The 21,204-nt window shown below is 67.9% G+C and carries 20 protein-coding genes; 1 reads left to right on the top strand and 19 read right to left on the bottom strand.

Features of this window, described 5'->3' with window-relative positions; translation table 11 throughout:
• Position 1: 1 nt before the first annotated feature.
• A complete protein-coding gene (locus MNR00_RS08570; protein WP_241928718.1) occupies positions 2 to 970 on the bottom strand; it encodes an aspartate carbamoyltransferase catalytic subunit in 969 nt (322 codons plus the stop codon).
• Positions 967 to 1,497, bottom strand: coding sequence for a bifunctional pyr operon transcriptional regulator/uracil phosphoribosyltransferase PyrR (pyrR, locus tag MNR00_RS08565; RefSeq protein WP_241928717.1), 531 nt, complete (start codon positions 1,495 to 1,497; stop codon positions 967 to 969). The genes MNR00_RS08570 and pyrR overlap by 4 nt, the downstream gene beginning before the upstream one ends.
• Positions 1,498 to 1,627: 130 nt before the next feature.
• Here pyrR and MNR00_RS08560 point away from each other — a divergent pair, with 130 nt between their 5' ends.
• On the top strand, positions 1,628 to 2,563 hold the full coding sequence (locus tag MNR00_RS08560) for an NUDIX domain-containing protein (RefSeq protein ID WP_241928716.1): 936 nt from the start codon (positions 1,628 to 1,630) through the stop codon (positions 2,561 to 2,563).
• 106 nt (positions 2,564 to 2,669) lie between these two features.
• Here MNR00_RS08560 and MNR00_RS08555 read toward each other — a convergent pair whose 3' ends face one another.
• The 17 genes from MNR00_RS08555 to MNR00_RS08475 form a co-directional block, all read right to left on the bottom strand.
• The gene (locus MNR00_RS08555) at positions 2,670 to 3,203 is read right to left on the bottom strand and encodes a GNAT family protein (protein ID WP_241928800.1); all 534 of its coding nucleotides are present in this window, start codon (positions 3,201 to 3,203) and stop codon (positions 2,670 to 2,672) included.
• Positions 3,203 to 4,777, bottom strand: coding sequence for a Rieske 2Fe-2S domain-containing protein (locus MNR00_RS08550; protein WP_241928715.1), 1,575 nt, complete (start codon positions 4,775 to 4,777; stop codon positions 3,203 to 3,205). Before MNR00_RS08550 ends, MNR00_RS08555 begins: the two co-directional genes overlap by 1 nt.
• Before the next feature lie 107 nt (positions 4,778 to 4,884).
• Positions 4,885 to 5,973 carry a crosslink repair DNA glycosylase YcaQ family protein gene (locus tag MNR00_RS08545; RefSeq protein ID WP_241928714.1) on the bottom strand — a complete coding sequence of 363 codons (1,089 nt, stop codon included), beginning with the start codon at positions 5,971 to 5,973 and terminating at the stop codon, positions 4,885 to 4,887.
• 85 nt (positions 5,974 to 6,058) lie between these two features.
• Complete coding sequence (locus MNR00_RS08540; protein ID WP_241928713.1) at positions 6,059 to 9,421, bottom strand: DEAD/DEAH box helicase; 3,363 nt, start codon at positions 9,419 to 9,421, stop codon at positions 6,059 to 6,061.
• Between the two features lie 47 nt (positions 9,422 to 9,468).
• The gene (gene nusB, locus MNR00_RS08535; protein ID WP_241928712.1) at positions 9,469 to 9,879 is read right to left on the bottom strand and encodes a transcription antitermination factor NusB; all 411 of its coding nucleotides are present in this window, start codon (positions 9,877 to 9,879) and stop codon (positions 9,469 to 9,471) included.
• Between the two features lies 1 nt (position 9,880).
• Positions 9,881 to 10,444, bottom strand: a complete 564-nt coding sequence (efp, locus tag MNR00_RS08530) for an elongation factor P (protein WP_241928711.1) — start codon at positions 10,442 to 10,444, stop codon at positions 9,881 to 9,883.
• A gap of 97 nt (positions 10,445 to 10,541) precedes the next feature.
• On the bottom strand, positions 10,542 to 11,216 hold the full coding sequence (locus MNR00_RS08525; protein WP_241928710.1) for an acyl-CoA thioester hydrolase/BAAT C-terminal domain-containing protein: 675 nt from the start codon (positions 11,214 to 11,216) through the stop codon (positions 10,542 to 10,544).
• A gap of 137 nt (positions 11,217 to 11,353) precedes the next feature.
• On the bottom strand, positions 11,354 to 11,794 hold the full coding sequence (gene aroQ, locus MNR00_RS08520; protein WP_241928709.1) for a type II 3-dehydroquinate dehydratase: 441 nt from the start codon (positions 11,792 to 11,794) through the stop codon (positions 11,354 to 11,356).
• Positions 11,791 to 12,315, bottom strand: coding sequence for a GNAT family N-acetyltransferase (locus tag MNR00_RS08515; protein WP_241928708.1), 525 nt, complete (start codon positions 12,313 to 12,315; stop codon positions 11,791 to 11,793). The genes aroQ and MNR00_RS08515 overlap by 4 nt, the downstream gene beginning before the upstream one ends.
• A complete protein-coding gene (gene aroB, locus MNR00_RS08510) occupies positions 12,312 to 13,400 on the bottom strand; it encodes a 3-dehydroquinate synthase (protein WP_241928707.1) in 1,089 nt (362 codons plus the stop codon). Before aroB ends, MNR00_RS08515 begins: the two co-directional genes overlap by 4 nt.
• Positions 13,397 to 13,921, bottom strand: coding sequence for a shikimate kinase (locus tag MNR00_RS08505; RefSeq protein ID WP_347271931.1), 525 nt, complete (start codon positions 13,919 to 13,921; stop codon positions 13,397 to 13,399). The genes aroB and MNR00_RS08505 overlap by 4 nt, the downstream gene beginning before the upstream one ends.
• On the bottom strand, positions 13,905 to 15,134 hold the full coding sequence (gene aroC, locus MNR00_RS08500) for a chorismate synthase (RefSeq protein ID WP_241928706.1): 1,230 nt from the start codon (positions 15,132 to 15,134) through the stop codon (positions 13,905 to 13,907). The genes MNR00_RS08505 and aroC overlap by 17 nt, the downstream gene beginning before the upstream one ends.
• Positions 15,135 to 15,138: 4 nt before the next feature.
• Positions 15,139 to 15,978, bottom strand: coding sequence for a shikimate dehydrogenase (locus MNR00_RS08495; protein WP_241928705.1), 840 nt, complete (start codon positions 15,976 to 15,978; stop codon positions 15,139 to 15,141).
• A gap of 27 nt (positions 15,979 to 16,005) precedes the next feature.
• A complete protein-coding gene (gene mltG, locus MNR00_RS08490) occupies positions 16,006 to 17,739 on the bottom strand; it encodes an endolytic transglycosylase MltG (protein WP_241928704.1) in 1,734 nt (577 codons plus the stop codon).
• Positions 17,732 to 18,214, bottom strand: coding sequence for a Holliday junction resolvase RuvX (gene ruvX / locus MNR00_RS08485; RefSeq protein ID WP_241928703.1), 483 nt, complete (start codon positions 18,212 to 18,214; stop codon positions 17,732 to 17,734). Before ruvX ends, mltG begins: the two co-directional genes overlap by 8 nt.
• A complete protein-coding gene (alaS, locus tag MNR00_RS08480; protein WP_241928702.1) occupies positions 18,211 to 20,871 on the bottom strand; it encodes an alanine--tRNA ligase in 2,661 nt (886 codons plus the stop codon). The genes ruvX and alaS overlap by 4 nt, the downstream gene beginning before the upstream one ends.
• Positions 20,872 to 20,964: 93 nt before the next feature.
• Positions 20,965 to 21,153, bottom strand: coding sequence for a hypothetical protein (locus MNR00_RS08475; RefSeq protein WP_241928701.1), 189 nt, complete (start codon positions 21,151 to 21,153; stop codon positions 20,965 to 20,967).
• Between the last annotated feature and the right edge of the window lie 51 nt (positions 21,154 to 21,204).

Below are 21,204 nucleotides of genomic sequence, written 5' to 3'. Positions count from 1 at the left end.
ATCACTTCCCCTCGTTCTTTTCGTCGTCGTTCCGTTCGCCTGCGAGCAGCAGGTACAGCACCGCCATGCGCACTGAGACACCGTTCGTGACCTGCTCCAACACGGTTGAGCGTGGGGAGTCGGCGGCTTCGGAAGAGATCTCCAAGCCGCGGTTCATGGGTCCGGGGTGCAGAACAATGCTACCGCTCGGCAGCGTCGCTGCGCGCACGGCATCCAACCCCCACAGCCGTGAATATTCCCGCTCAGTGGGGAAATACGCGGCGTGCATGCGCTCCCCCTGGATGCGCAGCATCATGACGGCATCAGGGCCTTCGGCCAGTGCGACGTCCAGATCGTAGAGCACGCGCACCGGCCATTGGCTGACGTTCTGCGGCACCAGTGTCGGCGGCGTCACGAGAGTGACGTCGGCGCCGAGCAGCGAGAGCAGCCACACGTTCGAGCGAGCGACACGGGAATGCAGCACATCCCCGACGATGACGACTCGCAGGCCCTGCAGGTCGCGCCCGCGGCTGTCGACGCCATGCCGACGCTTGCGGATCGTGAACGCGTCGAGCAGTGCCTGGGTGGGGTGCTCGTGCGTGCCGTCACCAGCGTTGACGACGCCGGCCGAGATCCACCCGCTCGTGGCGAGGGTGCGCGGGGCGCCTGAAGCGGAGTGGCGTATGACGACAGCATCCGCTCCCATCGCCTGCAGGGTCTGTGCGGTGTCCTTCAGGCTCTCGCCCTTCGACACGCTGGAGCCCTTGGCAGCGAAGTTGATCACGTCCGCCGAGAGCCGCTTCGCAGCGGCCTCGAACGAGATGCGGGTGCGGGTGGAGTCCTCGAAGAAGAGGTTGACGACGGTCTTGCCGAGCAGAGTCGGCAGTTTCTTGACCTCGCGGGACTGCGTGTCGGACATGTCCTCGGCGACGTCGAGGATGCGCAGGGCCTGTTCGCGGTCGAGTGTGCGGGTATCGAGCAGGTGCCTCATGATTCGATCGTCACCTCATCTGCGCCGTCCAGCTCTCGCAGCCGCACGTTCACGCGCTCGGTGCGGGCTGACGGGATGTTCTTGCCGACGAAGTCGGGCCGGATCGGCAGTTCGCGATGCCCGCGGTCGACGAGGATCGCCAGACGCACGGCTGCGGGGCGCCCGATCGACTGCAGTGCGTCGAGGGCTGCGCGGATGCTGCGTCCGGAGAACAGCACGTCGTCGACGAGCACGACGGTCTTCCCGTCGATGCCGCCATCGGGGATCGCGGTGCGCTTCGGAGCGCGTGTCGGATGCTTCGACAGATCATCACGGAACAGCGTGATGTCGAGAGACCCGACCGGGATGTCGACGCCGGCGATGCCGGAGATGACCGGACCGAGCCGGTCTGCCAGAGTCACTCCCCGAGTCGGGATGCCGAGCAGGACCAGGCCTTCGGCGCCACGGTTGGATTCGAGGATCTCATGGGCGATGCGCGTCAGAGCGCGCGCGATATCGGCTTCTTGCAGCACGGTGCGTGCAGACAATGGCCACTTCCCTTCTCCGCCTCACGGGACGGGGTTAAAGGTGGTGATGGATCCAGTCTAGCGAATCGCCTCGGGGGTCCAGGACGGTCGCTGCCCGCTGCATCGGCAGGAGGTGCCATACCCTCGACATGTGAACGAGCCCCGACCGCACCTACCCCTGCGGCGGATCATCTTCCTGCGCCACGCGATGCCGCGCGTCGATGCTTTCAGCTCCCCCGGCACGTGGGAGCTCAACCCCTCCGGAATCGCTGCCGCCGCAGCTCATCCGGTCTCAGCTGCAGATGCGGTGGTCGTCTCGAGTCCGGAGCGGAAAGCGCTGCAGACTGCGGCGCTGATGACGGCCCGCACCGTGGATGCCGTCGCCGCCGACGCCCGGTTCCGTGAAGTCGATCGCGTCGAGCGTGTGCATGACGACTTCCGCGCCGCGCGGGCGGCGTGGGTCGCCGGCCTGCTCGACAGCCGTCATCAAGGGTGGGAGACCCCGGATGCTGCGGCGCAGCGTTTCCACGAGGGGCTGCTCGCCCACACCACAGACCATCTGATCGTGGGCACGCACGGCATGGTGCTCACGGCCTGGCTGGTGGCGCACGGGCGGGTTGCGCCCGGCGACGCGGCGGTCGCCTTCTGGGAGGCACTGGACTTCCCCGCCGTCGTAGAGGTCGCCCTCCCCCTGGTGCGTGTCAGAGCAATGCTGTCGGATGCTGAGGGACGAATGATTCTGATCAAGCGCACCCGCCCCGGGCAGCAGCCCTATTGGACGATGCCCGGTGGTGGGGTCGAAGCGACCGATGCCTCGCCAGAGGATGCCCTGCGCCGCGAGCTGCGCGAAGAGCTCGGGGCCGAGATCGAGATCGGCGAGATCATGCATGAGCGCCCGCTGGACAGCATCCGATCTGAGATCTTCTACGCGGCCAACCTCATCAGCCTGGACCCCGCTCTTCGCGACGGACCGGAGTTCGCCGACCCGTCGCGCGGCAGCTACGACATCGAGCGCGTGCATCCCGAGGAGCTTGCCGGCGTCGACCTGCGCCCCGCCGAACTCAAGACCCTGCTGGCGCGTGTCTGATCACTGACGCGCTGGCGCGTCCGTCGGCGTGTCGATCTGCGACACGCCGTCCGCAGGCGCGATCGTCAGTGGTCCGACACAGGGTCGGCCCGCGAGCGGGCGTCGCTCAGTCGATCGCCGGATTGATCCTCTGAAACATCAGGAAGTCACGCCACGCGCCGTTGATACGCAGATACTGCGGTGCGAGACCGTATTGCGTGAACCCGATCCGCTCCAGCACAGCCTGCGAAGGGGTGTTCTCCGGCAGCGTCTCGGCCTGCACCCGGTGCAACTTCAACTCCGTGAACGCGTGCTCCACCGCCAGGGCGGCCGCGCGCACAGCGTGTCCACGACGCAGATGATCGGCCGCTATCCAGTACCCCATCGCGCACGATTGCAGGGCGCCACGCACGACGCCACTCAACGTGACCCGGCCTATCAGCTCACCGCCATCCGTCGTGATCCCGAACGGGACGGCGCGCCCGGCATCGTGCTCGCGCAGCGCGACCTCGAGCCGATGCCGCTGCTCCGAAGCGGTGAAGTACTCCGGCGCACGTGCCGGATCCCAAGGACGCAGGTGCTCGCGGTTCGCCAACTCGAGCGCGGTCAGGTCCGCGACGTCGTCGAGCGTGAGCAGTCGGATGCTGGTACCGGCGCCCATCACGCGCCGAGGCGCAGCGCCTCATCGGTGACGGGGTCGATCTTCGCGGCGCGGATCTCGTGACCGGCCGAGGACAGGCACTTGCCGGTGTTCAGGTCCCACTTCCAGTCGTGCATGCTGCACGTCAGGATCCCGTCCTCGATCTTGCCGGTGCGGGTGAGGTCGGCGCGCAGGTGCGGGCAGCGGCGCTGCACCACCCAGTCGTCGATCTCGGCATCCTCGGTCTGGTCGGTCTGCTCCTGGTACCAGTTCTCGACGTACTCGATGCGGTCGACCGAGAGGCACTTCAGGAACGTGGTGAGGAACTCGTTGAACTTGCCGCTGCGGCCCACCGAGAACTGCATCGACAGGAAGATCGAGTTCGACCAGTCGATCTCGTGGTCGCGGATGTTGGTCGAGACGAGGGCGGCGGGGATCGTGTACCAGTAGATGCACTCCTCCCCCGCGTACTCGCGAACCTTCGCCTTCGGGAAGTCCACGACCATGTCGAGCTCGCCGATCTGGAAGCGCACGTTGCCGCCGACGCCAAGGCGGATGGTGCGCGACTTCTTCAGCAGCGGCTCCCACCATTCCTTCAGAGCGGCGAGGATCTCATCGGCCGGCAGCACCGGCGCGCGCCGCGCCTCTTCGTCGATGACCTCCTGCTGGCGGGTGGCCTTCTGCTCGGCCAGGTACTCCCACTTCTCGTCGTAGATGTGGTCGATCTCGGCCTGCGTGTACAGGCTCTGCGAGATGTCCATCTCGCCGTTATTCATCTCGACGACCGTGCCGGGGATGAACAGCTGCCCGTCGTACTGCGGGGCCTGCTCCTTGAGGTGCGCCAGAAACTCCTTGTGATCCGTGAAGATCGAGTCGTCGTGCTGACCGGTGCCGTTGTACCGGAACAGCTCCTCGCGCAGGAACATCGGCGGACCCGCCATCGGGAAGACGTGCGGAGCGTCGACCTTCTCGATGTAGTACATCGCACGCTTGTTCTGGGCGTCGCGCTTGAGCTTCGCGAAGTTCTGCTTGGCGTCCTGGGGCAGGTCGTAGACCATCGGCCACCAGATCGCGCCGGAGACCTGCGTGAAGTACGCCTCCGGCTTGCCGAACGACAGCAGCGCCTCGAGGTCGAGGGGGTGCGAGTCGTTCTGGTTCAGGATGGATGCCGTGCCGTCGTCGACGCTCAGCGACGAGTCGCCGATCGGTCCGTCGCTGGGGGCGCGAAGCGGGGTGATCATCATCTTCAGATCGCCGCGCTCGATGATCTGCCCCGCCGGCGCGTAGGTGATGTTGTTGTAGCCGAGTGCGCGGATGTCGACCTCGAGGTCGTCGGTGACGTACTCGGGCAGCAGCACCTCGATGTCCTTCGAGATGTACTTCTCAAGCAGCCGCGGGTCGAAGTGATCGCGGTGACGGTGCGAGATGTACAGGAAGTCGGCTTCACGTCCGTAGCGCTCCCAGTCCAGACCCCTGTTGTCAGGGAACGGGAACCACGAGCCGAAGAATGATGGACCGAGCACCGGGTCGCAGATGATGTTGCCGCCGGTCGTCTCGATGAACATCCCGGCGTGGCCGAGTCCCGTGATCCGCATGTGTCTCCTCCTGCTGTGGGCAGCCTCGATTCTACCGAGCGGATGCTGGCGCGCGGCCGTGACTAACCGGCGCGCTCCGCAACGAGACCTCAGTCCAGCCGAAACCCTCAGTCCAGCCCCGAGACCTCGACACCAAGCCAGTCGGCGAGCTCGCCGATCTCAGCACGGACGAGTTCATGCTCATCGGGCTCCCAGGGCGTCAGCTCATGGATCGCGTTCACCCGCAGCGTCTCGCGTGGGCGATCCACTTCGGCATCGAGCATGCCGATGAAGCGGTCCCCGCAGAGGATCGGATGCGCGAAGTACCCGAACACCCGCTGCGACTTCGGCTTGAACTGCTCGAGCACGAACGTGAACTCGAACACTTCGACCAGGCGGGTGCGATCGAACAGCATCCGGTCGTACGGGTTCAGCAGCGCTACCCGTCCGCCCGGGTCCGGCTCGTCGAGAGCCGCCAACGCCGCGGGATCGACGCGGAACTTCATGCTGCTGCCCTCGACGGCGGCGGGCTCCCCCGTCTGTTTTCCGACGCCGCTCCAGTGGTAGTGCGGCTGGGCCAAGCCTGCGGCCTGAAGCGAGCGCTGCTCGATCTCGGCGGTCGCCTCATCGAGGGTCAGGGGCGACGTCTCGGCCGGATACACGCGCTCGGCGAGGTCCCAGCACCGCTGCCGCCCGCGCCGCCCGACGATCGCGACCTCGCCCCGGTAGGCGAGCACCTCGAGCATGGCGGGCACCTGATTCGATCCCGACCACCCGTCCGATGCCCTGGAGACCTGCGACGTGTCGGGAATGTCAGCCGAGAAGAGCGGCCCTTCCGCACCCAGCCGCGCCAGTACGTCGCGGCGGAACCGCTCGTTGGCATCGAGCCATGTCTGGGTGCCGGAGCGCAGTGCGGCGTGTTCCATCTTCTGGCGCATGGCCGGCAGCAGCGACGCGGGCCGAAAGGCGCCATAGTACTCGAACAGCACCCGGTCATCCTCCACGGCCTTCTTCAGCTGCCCCGGTTCGTATGACCATCCGATCCGCGACCACGGGATCGTCTGCTCACTCGGCGCGACGACCGCCGTCGGGTCGATTTTGATCTGCATGATCTGCTCGGCCACTTCGACGACATCGCCAGGGCGCTGGGCGTCAAGCAGCTCGGCTCGCACGATGATCCGGCGCGCCTGCTCGCGAGTGAGTACGTGCGGCGTCATCCCCCGAGACTACGACCGGACAGTGACACGAGGACAGTGACACGAGGACAGAGGCGGGCGTTCAGAACAGCGCACACCTGCGCGATCAGTCCTCGAGCAGTCCCCGGATGTCGTCGGCGCTGAGCGCCTGCGAGAACAGCGCCTCATCGTCCATCACGGCGGTGAACAGCCGCGCCTTGCGCTGCTGCAACGCCAGCACCTTCTCCTCGATGGTGCCGGCGGCGATGAGTCGGTAGACGAACACGCGCTGCGTCTGCCCGATGCGGTGTGTGCGGTCGATGGCCTGCGCCTCGGCCGCCGGGTTCCACCACGGGTCGAGCAGGAAAACGTAGTCAGCCTCGGTCAGGGTGAGGCCGAACCCGCCGGCCTTGAGACTGATCAGGAAGACCGGGGCGTCGCCGTCGCGGAACGAGGCGATGACCTCCTCGCGACGCCTGGTCGAACCGTCGAGATATTCGTACGGGATCCCTGCGGCGCGCAGACGTTCGGCGGCGAGCCCCAAGAACGAGGTGAACTGGCTGAACACCAGCGCGCGGTGCCCCTCGGAGCGCAGTTCACTGACGTGCTCGAGCAGGACGTCGAGCTTGCCGGAGGCCACGTGCGGGGCCTCCGGATCGATCAGAGCGGGCGACAGCGCGAGCATCCGCAGCATGGTGAGTGAGCGGAACACGATGAACCGGTTGCGGTCGAGGTCCTGCAGCAGCCCGAGCACCTTCTGCCGCTCCCGCTGCAGCACGGTGTCGTACGCGGCGCGGTGCGCCGGACTGAGTTCGACGAATACCTCCTGCACCTGCTTCTCAGGCAGTTCGGCGGCTACCAGGTCCTTCGTGCGTCGCAGCATCAGGGGTCTGATCCGGTGACGCAGCCGCTCCAGCCGCCGTCGGCGGTACTCGCCGCCTTCCTCATTGTCCGGCACCTTGCCCTGTTCGATGGGCTGCACGTATTCCTCGCGGAACCGGCGCTTCGATGCGAACAGTCCAGGAGCGGTGAGTGCGAACAGCGCCCACAGATCGATCAGGCTGTTCTCCATCGGCGTGCCCGTCACGGCAATCGTGACATCCGCCTCGAGGTCGGCGATCGCCCGGTGCACCTTTGTGGCGGGGTTCTTCGCGAACTGCGCCTCATCGATGATGATGCCCGCCCAGGGCACGCGCGCGTACTCCTCAGCATCCAACCGCAGCAGCGTGTAAGAGGTCACGACGATGTCAGCATCCGCGGCGACGTCGACGATGCCCATGTCGCGGCGGGTGGCGGTGCCCTCGACGACGCGCACGTCCAGGCCCGGCGTGAAGCGAGCAGCCTCGTTGCGCCACGTCGCGAGCACGGATGTCGGCGCGATCACGAGGAACGGTCGCTTCTCGCCGTGCTGCTTGGCGTGCGCGATCAGCGACAGCAGCTGGAGCGTCTTACCCAGACCCATGTCGTCGGCGAGGATGCCGCCGAGTCGGTGCTGCCACAGGAACGCCAGCCAGTCCAGGCCCTGCTGCTGGTAGGGACGCAGCTGCGCGTGCAGGCCAGCGGGCACCGGCGTCGTCGGCACCTGCTCGACCCCGCGCAGGCCCTCGGCGATCGCTCGCCAGCTGACCGCGGGCTCCGCCTCGTCTGCAAGATCTTCGAAGTCCTCCCAGAGCGCCGTCTGATACCGGCTGATCCGCGGTCCGGTCTCCCATTCGGTGAGTCCTGCCGCCTCATCGATGAGGTCGCGCAGCTGCTGCAGCGCGGGGTGCGCGAGCGAGAAGTAGCTGCCGTCGACGAGCAGCAGTTTCGTGCGCCGCATGCTCAGGGCGGTGAACAGTGGCGTGAACGGGATCGAGTGACCGGCGATCTTCACGAGGATGCCCATGTCGAACCAGTCGGGATCGGTCGATTCCACGGTCGACACCGAGATCTCAGGTGTGCCGGCCAGCTCGCGGTACTTCGTGCGGCGCCCTGTCGTCACGACCTTCACGTCGCTGTCCTCGAACGCCGGCAGCACGTGCGCCGACCATTCCGCTGCCGGAATCTGCTCGAGGCGACCGTGCCCCTGGAACGCCTCAGAGGTCACTGATGACCAGATGCGCTCGATGTCGCGCGCACGCTGTTCCTCAGCATCCGAATCGCGGAAGGTCTCCGAGGCGGCGGCGAACGGCACGATGCCGTGACCGGCGTACTCCCATTCGAAGCGGTACTCGACGCGGTGCTCGCTGCGGAATGCGACGCGCAGCACCGGCTCCGGAACGGCGAGAGCCGGCAGCGTCAGGGCCTTCGGCGCCTGCACCGTGGTCTGCCGCGCGAGCACCGGGTACAGGTCGCGCAGGAACGCCTCGCGATCGGCTTCCGGCACGGGAATGGCCCTGCCGGTCGTGATCGCGGCGTGCACGGCGGCAGGCAGTGCGACACGACCGAGGGTCACCTGGATCGTCGTGGCGACGACCTCGCAGCGGTACAGCCCGACGTGTCCGATCGGATGCAGGGATGCCACCGGCACGGCCTCACCGTCGAACTCGACTGCCGCGGCGACGCTCAGACCGCGGTCACCGGTGTCGAGAGGATCGATCCGCAGGCCCGCAGAGGCCTGTGCGGCGATCACCGCGATGGTGTGCTTCTGCGTGGGGATGAGCGGGATGCCGAGGCGGCCGAGGTCGTCGAGATGCCGCCAGATCAGCGGCGATTCGACGCGGTCGAGTGCGATCCAGTCGCCGGCGGTGCCGGAGAGCAGCGAGTCCCGCGCGATGTTGAGGAAGTCGTCGAACCAGCGCACCTGGGCGGGGTCGAACCGGCCCGTGGTGCGCCGCATCGAATCCCAGGACGCCTCGCCCTGGATCCAGTTTCCCGTCGACGCGCTGCGCATGAGCGGCCGCACCACGAGCATGATCTCGCCGTGAGCTCCACTGAGGTCTCGCGGTGTCGCGGTCTTCAGCGCGGCAGCGCCCCAGCGACTGTGCAGGCTCTCGGCGCGCACGCGCACCTCGATGCCCAGTGCCAGCGATGCCTGCTCCCCGCGCGTCGGCGGCGGGGTGAGGATCGAACGCCAGGTCGGCTGGGTTGGCGTCCGCGCGAGTGCGCCGAACTGCTCCCAGGCCGCGCGCGGCGGCGGGCTGGACGCGGCCGACGGCGGATCGACGGGAGCGGATGATGCCGGAGCGCGCGTCGCGGCATCCGATCCCCCTGCCGCGCCGAGGTCGCGCTCGGCCTCGGCGCCGATCAGGATCGCGGCGATCACGTGCTTGCAGTCGGACACCATTGGGCACGAGCAGTCTGCACGCATGATCCGTGCACCGTCGAACCGCACTCGACAGCGGTACGGTGAGCGTCCGCTGCCGAACACGTCGGCCGACAGGGTCTGCGCCGCGGCGTCCCAGCGGATCTTGCCCACCCGCCCTTTGCGGGCGTAGTCGAGCCCGCGCTGGTACCCGCCGCTGCCCGCGAGCGCGCGCAGCGTGTGGACATCCGGCTGGGGGGACCTCATCACAGCATCCTGTCCGCTGCTTCCGACATCACGGACGCCGGGCGGGGTCAGATCGAGCGAGCGATTCGGGCGAGCACGCCGTGCACGAACGCGCCGGAGTCCTCGGTGGAGAGCTCCTTCGCGAGTTCCACGGCCTCATCGATCGCGACGGCGGTCGGGACCTCGTCGTTGTAAGCGATCTCCCATGTGCCGATCCGCAGCAGGGCGCGGTCGACGGCGGGCATCCGCTCGAGCTTCCAGTCACGGCTGTGCGTGGTGATGTGCTCGTCGATCTCATCGTGGTGATCGATGATGCCGTCCACGATGTCGCGGGCGTACAGCCACGACGCTTCGCGGGAGGGCTCGCTCGAGGCGCGCTTGGCGGCCGCAGCGAGCGTCACCGAGAGCTCCTCGTCACGGATGTCGGACGAGAAGAGGATGTCGAGGGCGCGCTTGCGCGCCTTGGTGCGGGCGCTCAACTCAGTCGTTGACGCGGCCGAGGTAGTCGCCCGTGCGGGTGTCGACCTTGACCTTGGTGCCCTGCTCGAGGAACAGCGGAACCTGGATCTCGTAGCCGGTCTCGACGGTGGCGGGCTTGGTGCCTGCCGATGAGCGGTCGCCCTGCAGGCCGGGCTCGGTGTAGGTGACCTCGAGCACGACGGATGCCGGAAGCTCGATGTACAGCGGGTTGCCGTTGTTCAGTGCGATCTGCACCTGCTGGTTCTCGAGCATGTAGTTCTTCGCGTCGCCGACGACCGTGTCGGACACCGTGATCTGGTCGTAGTCCTCGACGTCCATGAACACGAAGCTGTCACCGTCGGTGTACAGGTAGGTGAAGTCGCGGCGGTCGACGTTCTCGATCTCGATCTTGGTGCCGGCGTTGTAGGTCTTGTCGACCGACTTGCCCGTGACGACGTTCTTCAGCTTGGTCCGGACGAACGCGCCGCCCTTGCCGGGCTTGACGTGCTGGAACTCCACGACGCTCCAGAGCTGTCCGTCGATCTTGATGACGACGCCGTTCTTGATGTCTGCGGTGGATGCCATGCGTGCGTGTCCATTCGTTTCGAAGTCAGATGGCCGGCGCGGTTGCGCGCGAGAGTGGCCAAGCAATGATTCTATCGGATGCCCGTGGCGGGCCCTTTCAGTCAACCGGACCGCGGAGCATCCTGCCGATCTCCGGCCATGCCAGTGCGCCGAGTTCAGCATCCGCGTCCGGCGTGCCGCCGCGGCGCATGCTGACCCCTCCGGTGACCGGACGCTCACCGGGCAGAAGCAGCCGATGCCCGGCGTGCGCGTGACTGACGATGGTCGTCGTGAGCCCGAGCGGCTCCCGGGTGCCGGCGATCTGCTCGGCGAAGTGCACGCTCGGCCAGACCTGATCGTCACCGCCGGCGATCAGCAGCACTTCGGCCAGGATGTCCTCGACGCGTATGCGTGCAGCCTGTGTCACCGCAGGGTCGAGCCGCAGACTCGACTCGTACAGCGAGACGAATGCCGGCGGATCCGCATCCGGCACCCACACCGGATCGAATGGAACGAACGCCACCGGCTCACCACGGTGCGTCCAATGCGACGACCACGTCCCTGCATCCGCCCCTGCCCAGACGACGGCAGACGGGGCGACGGCGATCACCCCGTCGACGGGGTACCTGCTCGCCGTCGCGAGCGCGGCCTCCGCACCGAAGGATGTGCCGAACAAGAGGACGCGATCAGCATCCCGCCGCAGCAGATCGAGCTGCTTCGCAAAAAGTTCCAGGGGCACCTCGTGCGGAGACGGCCGCTGACCCACCCCACCGAACCATCGGATGGCGCGCACCCGTGAGCCCGTCCTCGACAGCAGCCGAGCCCGATCGCTTTCCACACGTCCGCTCGACCCCGCGAGAAGGAGCACAGCGGTGCCGTTCGGAGCGGCCGGAACGGCATCGAAGCAGTCCCCGGATGCGACCATCGGTGTCACTCGCTGATCAGCGTGACCAGCTCGCGCACTGCCTCGGCGTAGCCGTCCACACCCTTGCCGACCACGCGCACGGCGGCCACATCATCCAGGTACGAGAAGTGCCGGAAGGACTCGCGGGCGTACACGTCGGAGATGTGCACCTCGGCGAATGGCAGCGTGACTCCGGTGAGCGCATCGCGCAGCGCGACCGAGGTGTGCGTGAGTCCACCGGGGTTGATGATGATGCCTGCGCAGTCCGCGCGCGCGGCGTGGATCGCGTCGATCAGCACGCCCTCGTGGTTGCTCTGCACGGCGCGCACCTCGAAGCCGAGTTCCGCGGCCGCCTCGGAGGTGATCCGCTCCACATCGGCGAGCGTCGCGGTGCCGTACACCTCGGGCTCGCGCGTGCCGAGCAGGTTGAGATTCGGGCCGTTCACCAGAAGCAGCACGCCAGTCATGAGGTGACTCTACGTGCACCCGGAGTGAGCTCACGCAGCATGACGTATTCCTCGCCGATGTCGGCGGTCGTCGTCTCGCCGGTCAGCGCGAACCCGTTGCGCAGGTATGCGGCCCTGGCACGTGCGTTGTCGACGTGGACCTCGAGAGTGAGCGCAGTCGCCTGGCGCGCTGTCGTCCAGTCCACGGCGGCCGTCAGGAGCGCGTCGATCGTTCCGGAGCCACGGTATCCGTCTGCGACGTACACGCCGACGACCAGACCGGTCTCCACGCCCAGCGGGTGCAGCACGGTCACCGTTCCGAACCACTCGCCGTCGGCGTCGATCGCGATGAACTGTGCCGCGTCATCGCCGACCGCCGCGTTCGAGGTGCGCTGCTGCCAGAACTCGTCCGGCTGCCTCGAGGCGTTCTCGACAGAATCGAGGAAGGCGATGGACGCCGCCGGATCGTGCAGGGCCTGCAGGCGCAGCGCGCGCACCTGCTGCCATTCATCGACGCGCACGCGGCGGACGACAAAGGTCATCCCGCGATCTCCTGGTAGGCAGCGAACATCAGCGTCTCGTCGGGTGCCTGCACCACGGTGGGCTTGGCGATGTCGTCGAGCAGGATGAAGCGCAGCATCCCGCCGCGCGACTTCTTGTCGCGCTGCATGGTGGCCAGCAGCTGCTGCCAGGCGCCGGCCCGGTAGGTGGTGGGCAGGCCGAGTGACTCCAGCACCTGCCGGTGCCGGTCGGCACTGGCATCCGACAGCCGACCCGCGAGCCGCGACAGCTCGGCGGCGTACATCATGCCGATCGAGATCGCCGCGCCGTGTCGCCACTGGTAGCGCTCAGCGTGCTCGATCGCGTGCCCGAGTGTGTGGCCGTAGTTGAGGATCTCGCGCAGCCCCGCCTCGCGGAAGTCATCCGAGACGACCTTCGCCTTCATCTCGATCGCGAGTTCCACCGTGCGGCGGAACTCGTCCGACGACGGGTCCACGGCGCGCGCCGGGTCTGCCTCGACGATGTCGAGGATCTCCGGCGCCCAGATGAATCCGGCCTTGACGACCTCTGCGTACCCCGCTGTCGCCTCGTTCGCGCTGAGGCTGCTCAGTTCATCGAGGTCGCCGATCACGGTGCTGGGCGCCCAGAACGCACCGACCAGGTTCTTGCCCTCGGCGGTGTTCACGCCCGTCTTGCCGCCGACGGCGGCATCGACCAGTCCGAGAACCGTGGTCGGCACGTGCACGACCTGCACTCCGCGCAGCCATGTCGCCGCGACGAATCCGGCGACATCGGTGACCGATCCGCCGCCGTAGCCGACGACCGCGTCGGTGCGCGTGAAATCAGCCTGGCCCATCACCTGCCAGCAGAATGCGGCGACCTCGATGCGCTTGCCGGTCTCGGCATCCGGGATCTCGGCCAGCAGCACCTCACGCGGACCGTTCGCGGTGTCAGCCAGCAGGCGCTCGCGCAGCTCGGCAGCGCGCTTTCCGAGGGTCGGCGGGTGCACGACCAGCACCTTGCGCACGCTCGGCGCCAGCGCTCCGGAGACGGAGTCGAGGATGTCACGCCCCACGGTGATGTCATACGGGCTCTGCCCTGTGACGCTGATGGTGGTCGTGCTCATTGCTGTTCCTTCCTCCAGGCAGCGATCTCTTCTGCCAACGTGCGCATGGGTCGACGTGAGGTGTCGACGGTCAGATCGGCGACCTCCTCGTACCAGCTTCGGCGCTGGTCGAAGATGGTGCGCCATCGCGTCACCGGGTCGTCCTCGCCGGCGAGCAGCGGGCGGGTCGAGCCGCTGATGCGCCCGGCGACAGCATCCACACTCACCGTCAGGAAGACGACGGGATGCTGTGCGAGCAGTGCTCTGGTGCCGGAATCCGTCACCGCTCCCCCGCCGAGGGACACGACTCCCCCCTCGGCGACGGCCACGGCGACGGCGGCGCGCTCCAGTTCACGGAAGTGCGCCTCGCCGTGCTCGGCGAAGATCTGCGGGATCGGTCCGTTCGCGGCCGCGATGCGCTTGTCTGTGTCGACGAACGGCACGTCGAGGATGCGCGCGATCTTGCGACCCACGCTGGTCTTGCCCGAGGCCATCGGACCGACCAGCACGAGCGTCAGCGGCTGATCAGGAGAGCTCATCATGGGCGAGCAGCGCCGCCTCGGATGCCGGCGCCGTGCGAAGCGCCTCGGGGATCGCTGCGAGGTACGACTCGATGTTGCGGCGGGTCTCACCGACGCTGTCGCCGCCGAACTTCTCCAGCAGCGAGTTGACCAGCTCGATCGCGACCATCGCCTCGGCGACGACACCGGCAGCCGGCACCGCACACACGTCGGAGCGCTGGTGGTGCGCCGTGGCGCTCTCGCCGGAGGCGACGTCGATCGTGTGCAGCGCGCGCGGGATCGTCGCGATCGGCTTCATGCCGGCGCGGATCCGAAGCACGGTGCCGGTGGTCATGCCGCCCTCGGTGCCGCCGGCGCGATCGGATGCCCGAGTGATGCCGGCCTCAGCGGCGAACAGCTCGTCGTGCGCTGCCGAACCGCGGCGGCGGGTGGTCTCGAAGCCGTCGCCGACCTCGACGCCCTTGATGGCCTGGATGCTCATCAGCGCCTGCGCCAGCCGGCCGTCCAGGCGGCGATCCCAGTGCACGTGCGAGCCGACTCCAGGGGGCAGTCCGTACGCCAGCACCTCGACGATGCCGCCCAGCGTGTCGCCGTCCTTCTTCGCGGCATCGACCTCGGCGACCATGAGAGCGGAGGTGGCGGCATCGAAGCAGCGCAGCGGATCGGCGTCCAGCGCCTCGACGTCGTCGGGGGTGGGCAGCGGCGACCCGTCCGGCACCTGCACGGGGCCGATCGAGAGCGTGTGGCTGACCAGGCGGATGCCGAGCTCTGACAGGAACGCGCGGGCCAGGGCGCCCAGTGCCACTCGGGCAGCGGTCTCACGGGCACTGGCGCGCTCGAGGATGGGACGCGCTTCGTCGAAGTCGTACTTCTGCATGCCGACCAGGTCGGCGTGCCCAGGACGCGGACGGGTGAGCGCCGCTCCCCTGCCGCGGGAGCGGTCGGTGAGCTCGGTGGGCGCCGGGTTCATGACCTCGGTCCACTTCGGCCACTCTGTGTTGCCGATGCGCAGCGCGATGGGGCTGCCGAGGCTGCGGCCGTGCACGACGCCGCTGGAGATCGTCAGCTCGTCCTGCTCGAACTTCATGCGCGAGCCACGACCGTAGCCGAGCTTGCGTCGCTGCAGGTCGGCCTGGATCGCCTCGGCAGTGATGGTCACACCGGAGGGCAGACCCTCCATGATGGCGATGAGTTCGGGGCCGTGGGATTCGCCGGCCGTGAGCACGCGGAGCATTGCTCTAGTCTTCCATGGCGCGCGACCGCATGGCCGCCACTATGACGTCCTCATCCGGCAGTGGGTGCTCCTGGGAGCCATCCCGGAAGATGCGGATCTGCCGCACGGCCTGGTACAGCAGCATCTCGAAGCCCGAGATCACGTTCGCTGCGGGCCACTGCGCCGCCAGCGCCGACGGCCATGGCGCGTAGGCGGCCTCGAACAGCGTGCCGCCGACAGCCACAAGCGGCGTCATGATGTCGTCATCGAGGACGGTGCCGCTCGGGAGCGTCGCGATCGTGGCATCCACGTCGGATGCCGGCGCCGAGAGGTTCTGCACGGTGAGCGTCACTCCGAGGGCGTCGGCGATCCGCCGCAGTCCCTGCGCGGCCTCCGGTCGGCGTGCGCGCACGTCGACGCGGGTCGCTCCCAGCTCGTGCACGGCGACGAGGGCGGAGGCCGCTGTGGCGCCGGCGCCGAGGATGCGGGCCCTGCCGATGGAGGCCGACCCCGCGTGCGTGAACGCGTCGACGATGCCGCCGACATCGGTGTTGAAGCCGCGTCGCACGGTTCCGTCGGGCCCCGCCGTCAGCAGCAGTGTGTTAACGGCTCCGGTGAGTTCCGCATGGCGATCCCGCTCGTCGGCAGCCGCATGCGCGACCTCCTTGAGGGGCATCGTGAGCGACAGACCGCGCCAGCTCTCATCCAACGACCCGAGTGCAGCTGCGAAGCCGTCAGCATCCACCTGGCGGCGGTCGTACGTCCAGTCCAGCCCGAGCAGTCGGTACGCGGCGGCATGCAGCTGCGGTGAGCGACTGTGGCTGATCGGGTCACCCCAGACGGCAAGGCGCGTGCGCTCGATCACCTGCTGACCCCTGTCAGCGCATCGACGTCAATAGCAGCCGCCGTCGGGATTGTCCTCGCACCACTTCTGGTATTCCGCCTCGGCGGCCTGCTGTTCCGCATACGTCGCCGAGAACACCGTCTCGCCGGTGTCGAGGTTCACCGTCACGAAGTAGAACCACGGGCCGTCGGCCGGGTTCTGCGCGGCCTTGATCGCCGCTTCGCTTGGGTTCGAGATCGGCGATGCCGGGAGTCCTGCGTGCGCGTAGGTGTTCCACGGGTTCTGGTCATTCACGACCGCGTCCCACGGCCAGGACGAAACAGGGCCTTCGTGTGTGAGTCCGTATCCGTACTGCGCTGTCGAGTCCATCTGCAGCAGCCCATGGGTCTCGTCGTTGGCCGGATCGAGGCGGTTCTCGATGACGCGGGAGACCTTGTCGAAGTCGGCAGTGTGTCCCTCGCGCTGCACGATCGACGCGATCGTCAGGATGCGCTGCGCATCGGCGGGTGCGACACCGGCAGCGCTGAGCGCCTCCTGGGTGCGGTCGACCATCGCCTTGATGACGTCCTGCGCTGTGGCGCCCGGATCGAAGGTGTACACCGCCGGGAACAGCCAGCCCTCGAGCGTCGCGGCCTGCACCCCGTAGGTCTTCGGATCCTTGACAGCGGCCTGCAGCTCCTCCAGCGGGATGCCGACACCGTCGACGATCCGCGGCAGGGTCGCAGCGACGGTGCCGCCCTCGCCGACGCTCACCGTGTTCTCCATGCGGTTCGCCGGGTCTTCGAGAGCAGCCAGCGCGGCTGCGGCCGTCATCTTCTGCTGCATCTTGTAGACACCGGGGTAGAACGTGATGGCCTTGTTCTCGGCGATCAGGTAGTCGTAGAAGGCGCTGTCGGTCTTGGTCACCTTGGCGCTGTACAGCGACGTGGAGACCATCGCGCCGGTGTCACCGGTCTTGATCGTCACGAGTGCTTCGCCCTCGGCCATGCCGGCTTCGTAGTCCTTCGAAGGACCCCAGCCCATGACATCGCTGATCTTGTCGCCGTACTGATTCCACACCCAGACGCCACCGGCGGCGATGCCGCCGAGCACGACGAGCACGACGAGCAATCCGATCAGGCAGCCGCGGCCGCGCTTCTTCTTGGGCACGTCGTGGTGCTGCTCAGGGGCGAAAAGTGAGTTCAGCGAGCCGGGCTCGTCTGCAGCCTCTTCGTCTTCGTCCTGTTCGTCGTCGAGCTGTCGCTCGGTCGCCTGTTCACCGTCGGCTGGTTCCACAGCGGCCTGCACCGGCGACGCGAACGGAACAGGATCCTGTGCGTCGGGCTCGTGGGCCGCAGGGGCCTGCGGATCCGGCACCTGCGCCGAGTGCGCCGTTGGCGCGGCCTGCGCAGCGGCAGCCTGCACTGGCACTGGCCAGGTGGCGGTCGAAGGGGCCATCAGCGCGGCGATCCCGGCGTCGTGGGCGGCGGTGCGCACCGATCCGGTCGACGTCGTGATGCTGTCGGATGCCGGCGACTGGGGCGCCGTCTGCTGCGGCGGGGTCGCTTGCGGCGGGGTCACCGGCTGCGGCGCGGGCTGGTCGACGCCGTGTCGCTGCGCGGCATGCCTGGCCACGGCCTCGCGTGCTGCGGCGTCTTGCTCGGCCGCCTCGCGGAGCGCGCGCCGCGAACCGGGCGCCGGCGCCGATCGCGCGTGCAGGTCGGCAAGCGGCGAGCGGGCGGTGGGAAGGCTGCCGAAGAGATCGTTCGGAACAGCGCCGTTCCGTGCATCCGGTTCAGGCATCGCTCGAGGGCTCCTCGGGGGGATCGATCAACGCACCGGCGGGGCGTCCGGTGCTCTTCTCAGTGTCGACCGCGTGCTGCAGCAGCACCACGGCGGCCACCTGATCGACAATGTTACGAGACTTCTTCTGAGATCTGCCCGAAGACCGCAGCGCGGCGTGTGCGGTGACGGTGCTGAGCCGCTCATCGACCATGCGCACGGGCCGCGCGGTGCGCGCCTGCAGCGCGGCGGCGAAGTCCCTGGCATCCGTCGTCGACAGCGTCTCATCACCGCGCATGTTCACAGGCAGCCCTACGACGAGCTCGATGGGCTCCCACTCCGCGACGAGCTCGGCGAGCCGATCGATCGATGTCTCCGATCGCGGCACCGTCTCGACCGGCACTGCCAGCATCCCGTCGGCGTCGCAGCGCGACACGCCCACGCGTGCCTTCCCGACATCGATGCCGAGTCGGACGCCGCGTCGGAAGCCGCTCACGCGCCTCCCAGCTCCGTGACGACAGCGGCCAGAGCGGCATCGAGCGCCGCTGCGTCCGTGCCGCCGCCCTGGGCGACGTCGTCCTTGCCGCCTCCGCCGCCACCGAGCACGCCGGCCGCGATGCGCACGAGCGCACCGGCCTTCGCACCCTGTGCGCGTGCGGCATCGTTGGTCGCGATGACGACGATCGGACGCCCGGATGCCACGCCGCCGAACGCCACGACGGCAGCATCCGACCCCATCCGCTCGCGCACGCTGAGTGCCAGCGTGCGCACATCGTCGGCCGAGCCGACCTCGCCGAGCGAGGCTGAGGCGACTCGGTACGAGCCGACGTTCTGCGCGGCCTCGACAAGCGCAGGCACGCGTCCTGCGCGCTCCTTCGCCTCGAACTGGGCGATGCGCTTCTCGGCGGCCTTCAGGTTCGCCTGCAGCTCGTCGATGCGCGCGCTCAGCTGGTCACGCGGGGTCTTCAGCGCAGCGGTCAGCTGCGAGACGATGGTCCGCTCGGCGGCGAGTTCGCGGAATGCGTCCTGCCCGACCAGGGCTTCGATGCGACGGTTCGACGCGCCGATCGAGGATTCGCCGACCAGACTGACCAGCCCGATCTCAGAGCTCGTGGACACGTGGGTGCCTGCGCACAGCTCACGCGACCATGGGCCGCCGATGTCGACCATCCGCACGACATCGCCGTACTTCTCGCCGAACAGCGCCATGGCGCCGGCTTCCTTGGCCTCGTCGAGCGAGACGACGCGGGTCGTGACCTCGAGTGCGTCATTGACGGCACGGCCGACGATGTCCTCGATTTCGGAGCGAGTCTCCAGCGACAGCGGCTGCGACCAGGCGAAGTCGAAGCGCATGTAACCGGCGCGGTTCAGCGAGCCCGCCTGCGTCGCGGTCTTGCCGAGAGTGTCGCGCAGCGCGGCGTGCACGAGGTGGGTCGCGGAGTGCGCCTGGCGAGCGGCGCGACGGTTGGCGGCGTCCACGACGGTCGTCGCGCGGTCGTCCACCGCGACGGATCCGGATGCCACGTGAACGGTGTGACTGATCAGGCCAGGCACCGGACGCTGCACATCGAGGACGTCGAGCTCGAAGCCCGTGCCGACGATGGTGCCCTTGTCTGCCACCTGGCCGCCCGACTCGGCGTACAAGGTCGTCTCGGCGAGGATCACCTCGGCGACATCCCCCTCAGCGGCGCTGGTGACCGATTGCCCGTCGACGAGGATGCCGAGCACGCGCGACTCGGTCTGCAGATCGGTGTAGCCGGCGAAGCCGGTCTCGCCCTGAGCCCGGAAGTCGCGGTACACCGACAGGTCGGCGAGCTGGCTCTTGCGCCCGCGTGCGTCGGCCTTGGCGCGCTCGCGCTGCTGCTGCATGAGCGAGTCGAAGGCGCCGCGGTCCACCTGCAGGCCGGCTTCTTCGGCGACCTCGAGCGTGAGGTCGATCGGGAAGCCGTACGTGTCGTGCAGCAGGAACGCCTCGGGTCCGCTGAGGGTGGATCCGCCGCTCTTCTTGGTGTCGGCCAGTGCCAGATCGAGGATCGTCGATCCCTGGGCGAGGGTGCGACGGAAGGTCTCCTCCTCGGCGAATGCCGCTGCGGACAGCGTCGACCACTCGGTGTCCAGCACTGGGTAGGTCGACTTCATGGCATCGCGCGATGCCTCGAACAGCTCGGGGAAGCTCGGGGCGTCGACGCCGAGCAGGCGCATGGCGCGCACCGTGCGGCGCATCAGGCGACGCAGGATGTACCCGCGTCCCTCGTTCGACGGACGGACGCCGTCCGAGAGCAGCATCAGCGAGGAGCGCACGTGGTCGGCGATCACACGGAAGCGCACATCGTCCTCGTGCACAGCGCCGTAGCGGCGGCCGGAGAGCTCGACAGCGCGGTCGAGAACCGGACGCACCTGGTCGGTCTCGTACATGTTCTCGACGCCCTGCTTGAGGAAGGCGACGCGCTCCAGACCCATGCCGGTGTCGATGTTCTTCATGGGCAGCGAGCCGGCGATGTCGAAGTCGACCTTGGACCGCACTCCATCGAGCAGGTCCTGCATGAAGACGAGGTTCCAGATCTCGAGGAACCGGGAATCGTCGACGGCGGGGCCGCCATCCTTGCCGTAGGCGGGGCCGCGATCGAAGAAGATCTCCGAGTCGGGACCACCGGGTCCGGGCTGCCCAGTGTGCCAGTAGTTGTCAGCAGCACCCAGTCGCTGGATGCGCTCGGGCTTCACGCCGATGATGTCACGCCAGATCGCCTCGGCCTCATCGTCGGTCTCGAAGACCGTGATCCAGAGGTCCTTCTCGTCGAATCCGAGTCCGCCGTCGGACTCGGAGGACGTGAGCAGCTCCCAGGCGTAGCGGATGGCGCCTTCCTTGAAGTAGTCGCCGAACGACCAGTTGCCCATCATCTGGAAGAACGTGCCGTGCCGCGCGGTCTTGCCGACCTCTTCGATGTCGTTGGTGCGGATGCACTTCTGCAGATCCGCGATGCGCGGGTGGGGTGCAGGCACCACTCCCGTCAGATACGGGATCATCGGCACCATGCCCGCCACGGTGAACAGCAGCGTCGGGTCATCACTGACCAGCGACGCCGACGGGACGATGACGTGGTCGTTCTTCTCGAAGTAGTCGAGGTACCGCTGCGCGATCTCCGCAGTGTTCATAGAGCTGGTGTGTGTCCTTGCGTGGAGTGCAGCATCCTGGGACGCGGCACAGATGGTTCAGTGCAGTCGGTGGTTCAGCGCGCCGACGACGCGTCAGTCGTCGGCGGGGTCAGACAGACGCGCGTCCTGCTGACGGTAGGCGTCGCCCAGGATCGCCGTGAACTGAGACAGGCGCGCGTCGACCTCGCCGAAGATCTCCTGGCCGCGAGGGTCCTTGTTCATGAAGTGGGCGGCGACGAACCCGCCGATCACGCCGAGCAGGAACCATTGCAGATTCTTCATTCCGCCATCCTACGACGAGAGGCGCCGGGGAATCCCCGACGCCTCTCGTGC

Origin of the sequence: Microbacterium sp. H1-D42 (assembly GCF_022637555.1) — a bacterium.
In the GTDB taxonomy this organism is placed as follows: domain Bacteria; phylum Actinomycetota; class Actinomycetes; order Actinomycetales; family Microbacteriaceae; genus Microbacterium.
The sequence above is the reverse complement of the archived record's forward strand: the minus strand, read 5'-3'. Positions and strand labels throughout refer to the sequence as shown.

Coding starts and splice junctions, on each gene's coding strand:
- MNR00_RS08570 (WP_241928718.1), bottom strand. CDS start 970: ATGAGGCACCTGCTCGATACCCGCACACTCGACCGCGAACAGGCCCTG.
- MNR00_RS08555 (WP_241928800.1), bottom strand. CDS start 3,203: ATGGGCGCCGGTACCAGCATCCGACTGCTCACGCTCGACGACGTCGCG.
- MNR00_RS08550 (WP_241928715.1), bottom strand. CDS start 4,777: ATGCGGATCACGGGACTCGGCCACGCCGGGATGTTCATCGAGACGACC.
- MNR00_RS08545 (WP_241928714.1), bottom strand. CDS start 5,973: ATGACGCCGCACGTACTCACTCGCGAGCAGGCGCGCCGGATCATCGTG.
- MNR00_RS08540 (WP_241928713.1), bottom strand. CDS start 9,421: ATGAGGTCCCCCCAGCCGGATGTCCACACGCTGCGCGCGCTCGCGGGC.
- efp (WP_241928711.1), bottom strand. CDS start 10,444: ATGGCATCCACCGCAGACATCAAGAACGGCGTCGTCATCAAGATCGAC.
- aroQ (WP_241928709.1), bottom strand. CDS start 11,794: ATGACTGGCGTGCTGCTTCTGGTGAACGGCCCGAATCTCAACCTGCTC.
- MNR00_RS08515 (WP_241928708.1), bottom strand. CDS start 12,315: ATGACCTTTGTCGTCCGCCGCGTGCGCGTCGATGAATGGCAGCAGGTG.
- aroB (WP_241928707.1), bottom strand. CDS start 13,400: ATGAGCACGACCACCATCAGCGTCACAGGGCAGAGCCCGTATGACATC.
- MNR00_RS08505 (WP_347271931.1), bottom strand. CDS start 13,921: ATGATGAGCTCTCCTGATCAGCCGCTGACGCTCGTGCTGGTCGGTCCG.
- aroC (WP_241928706.1), bottom strand. CDS start 15,134: ATGCTCCGCGTGCTCACGGCCGGCGAATCCCACGGCCCCGAACTCATC.
- mltG (WP_241928704.1), bottom strand. CDS start 17,739: ATGCCTGAACCGGATGCACGGAACGGCGCTGTTCCGAACGATCTCTTC.
- alaS (WP_241928702.1), bottom strand. CDS start 20,871: ATGAACACTGCGGAGATCGCGCAGCGGTACCTCGACTACTTCGAGAAG.
- MNR00_RS08475 (WP_241928701.1), bottom strand. CDS start 21,153: ATGAAGAATCTGCAATGGTTCCTGCTCGGCGTGATCGGCGGGTTCGTC.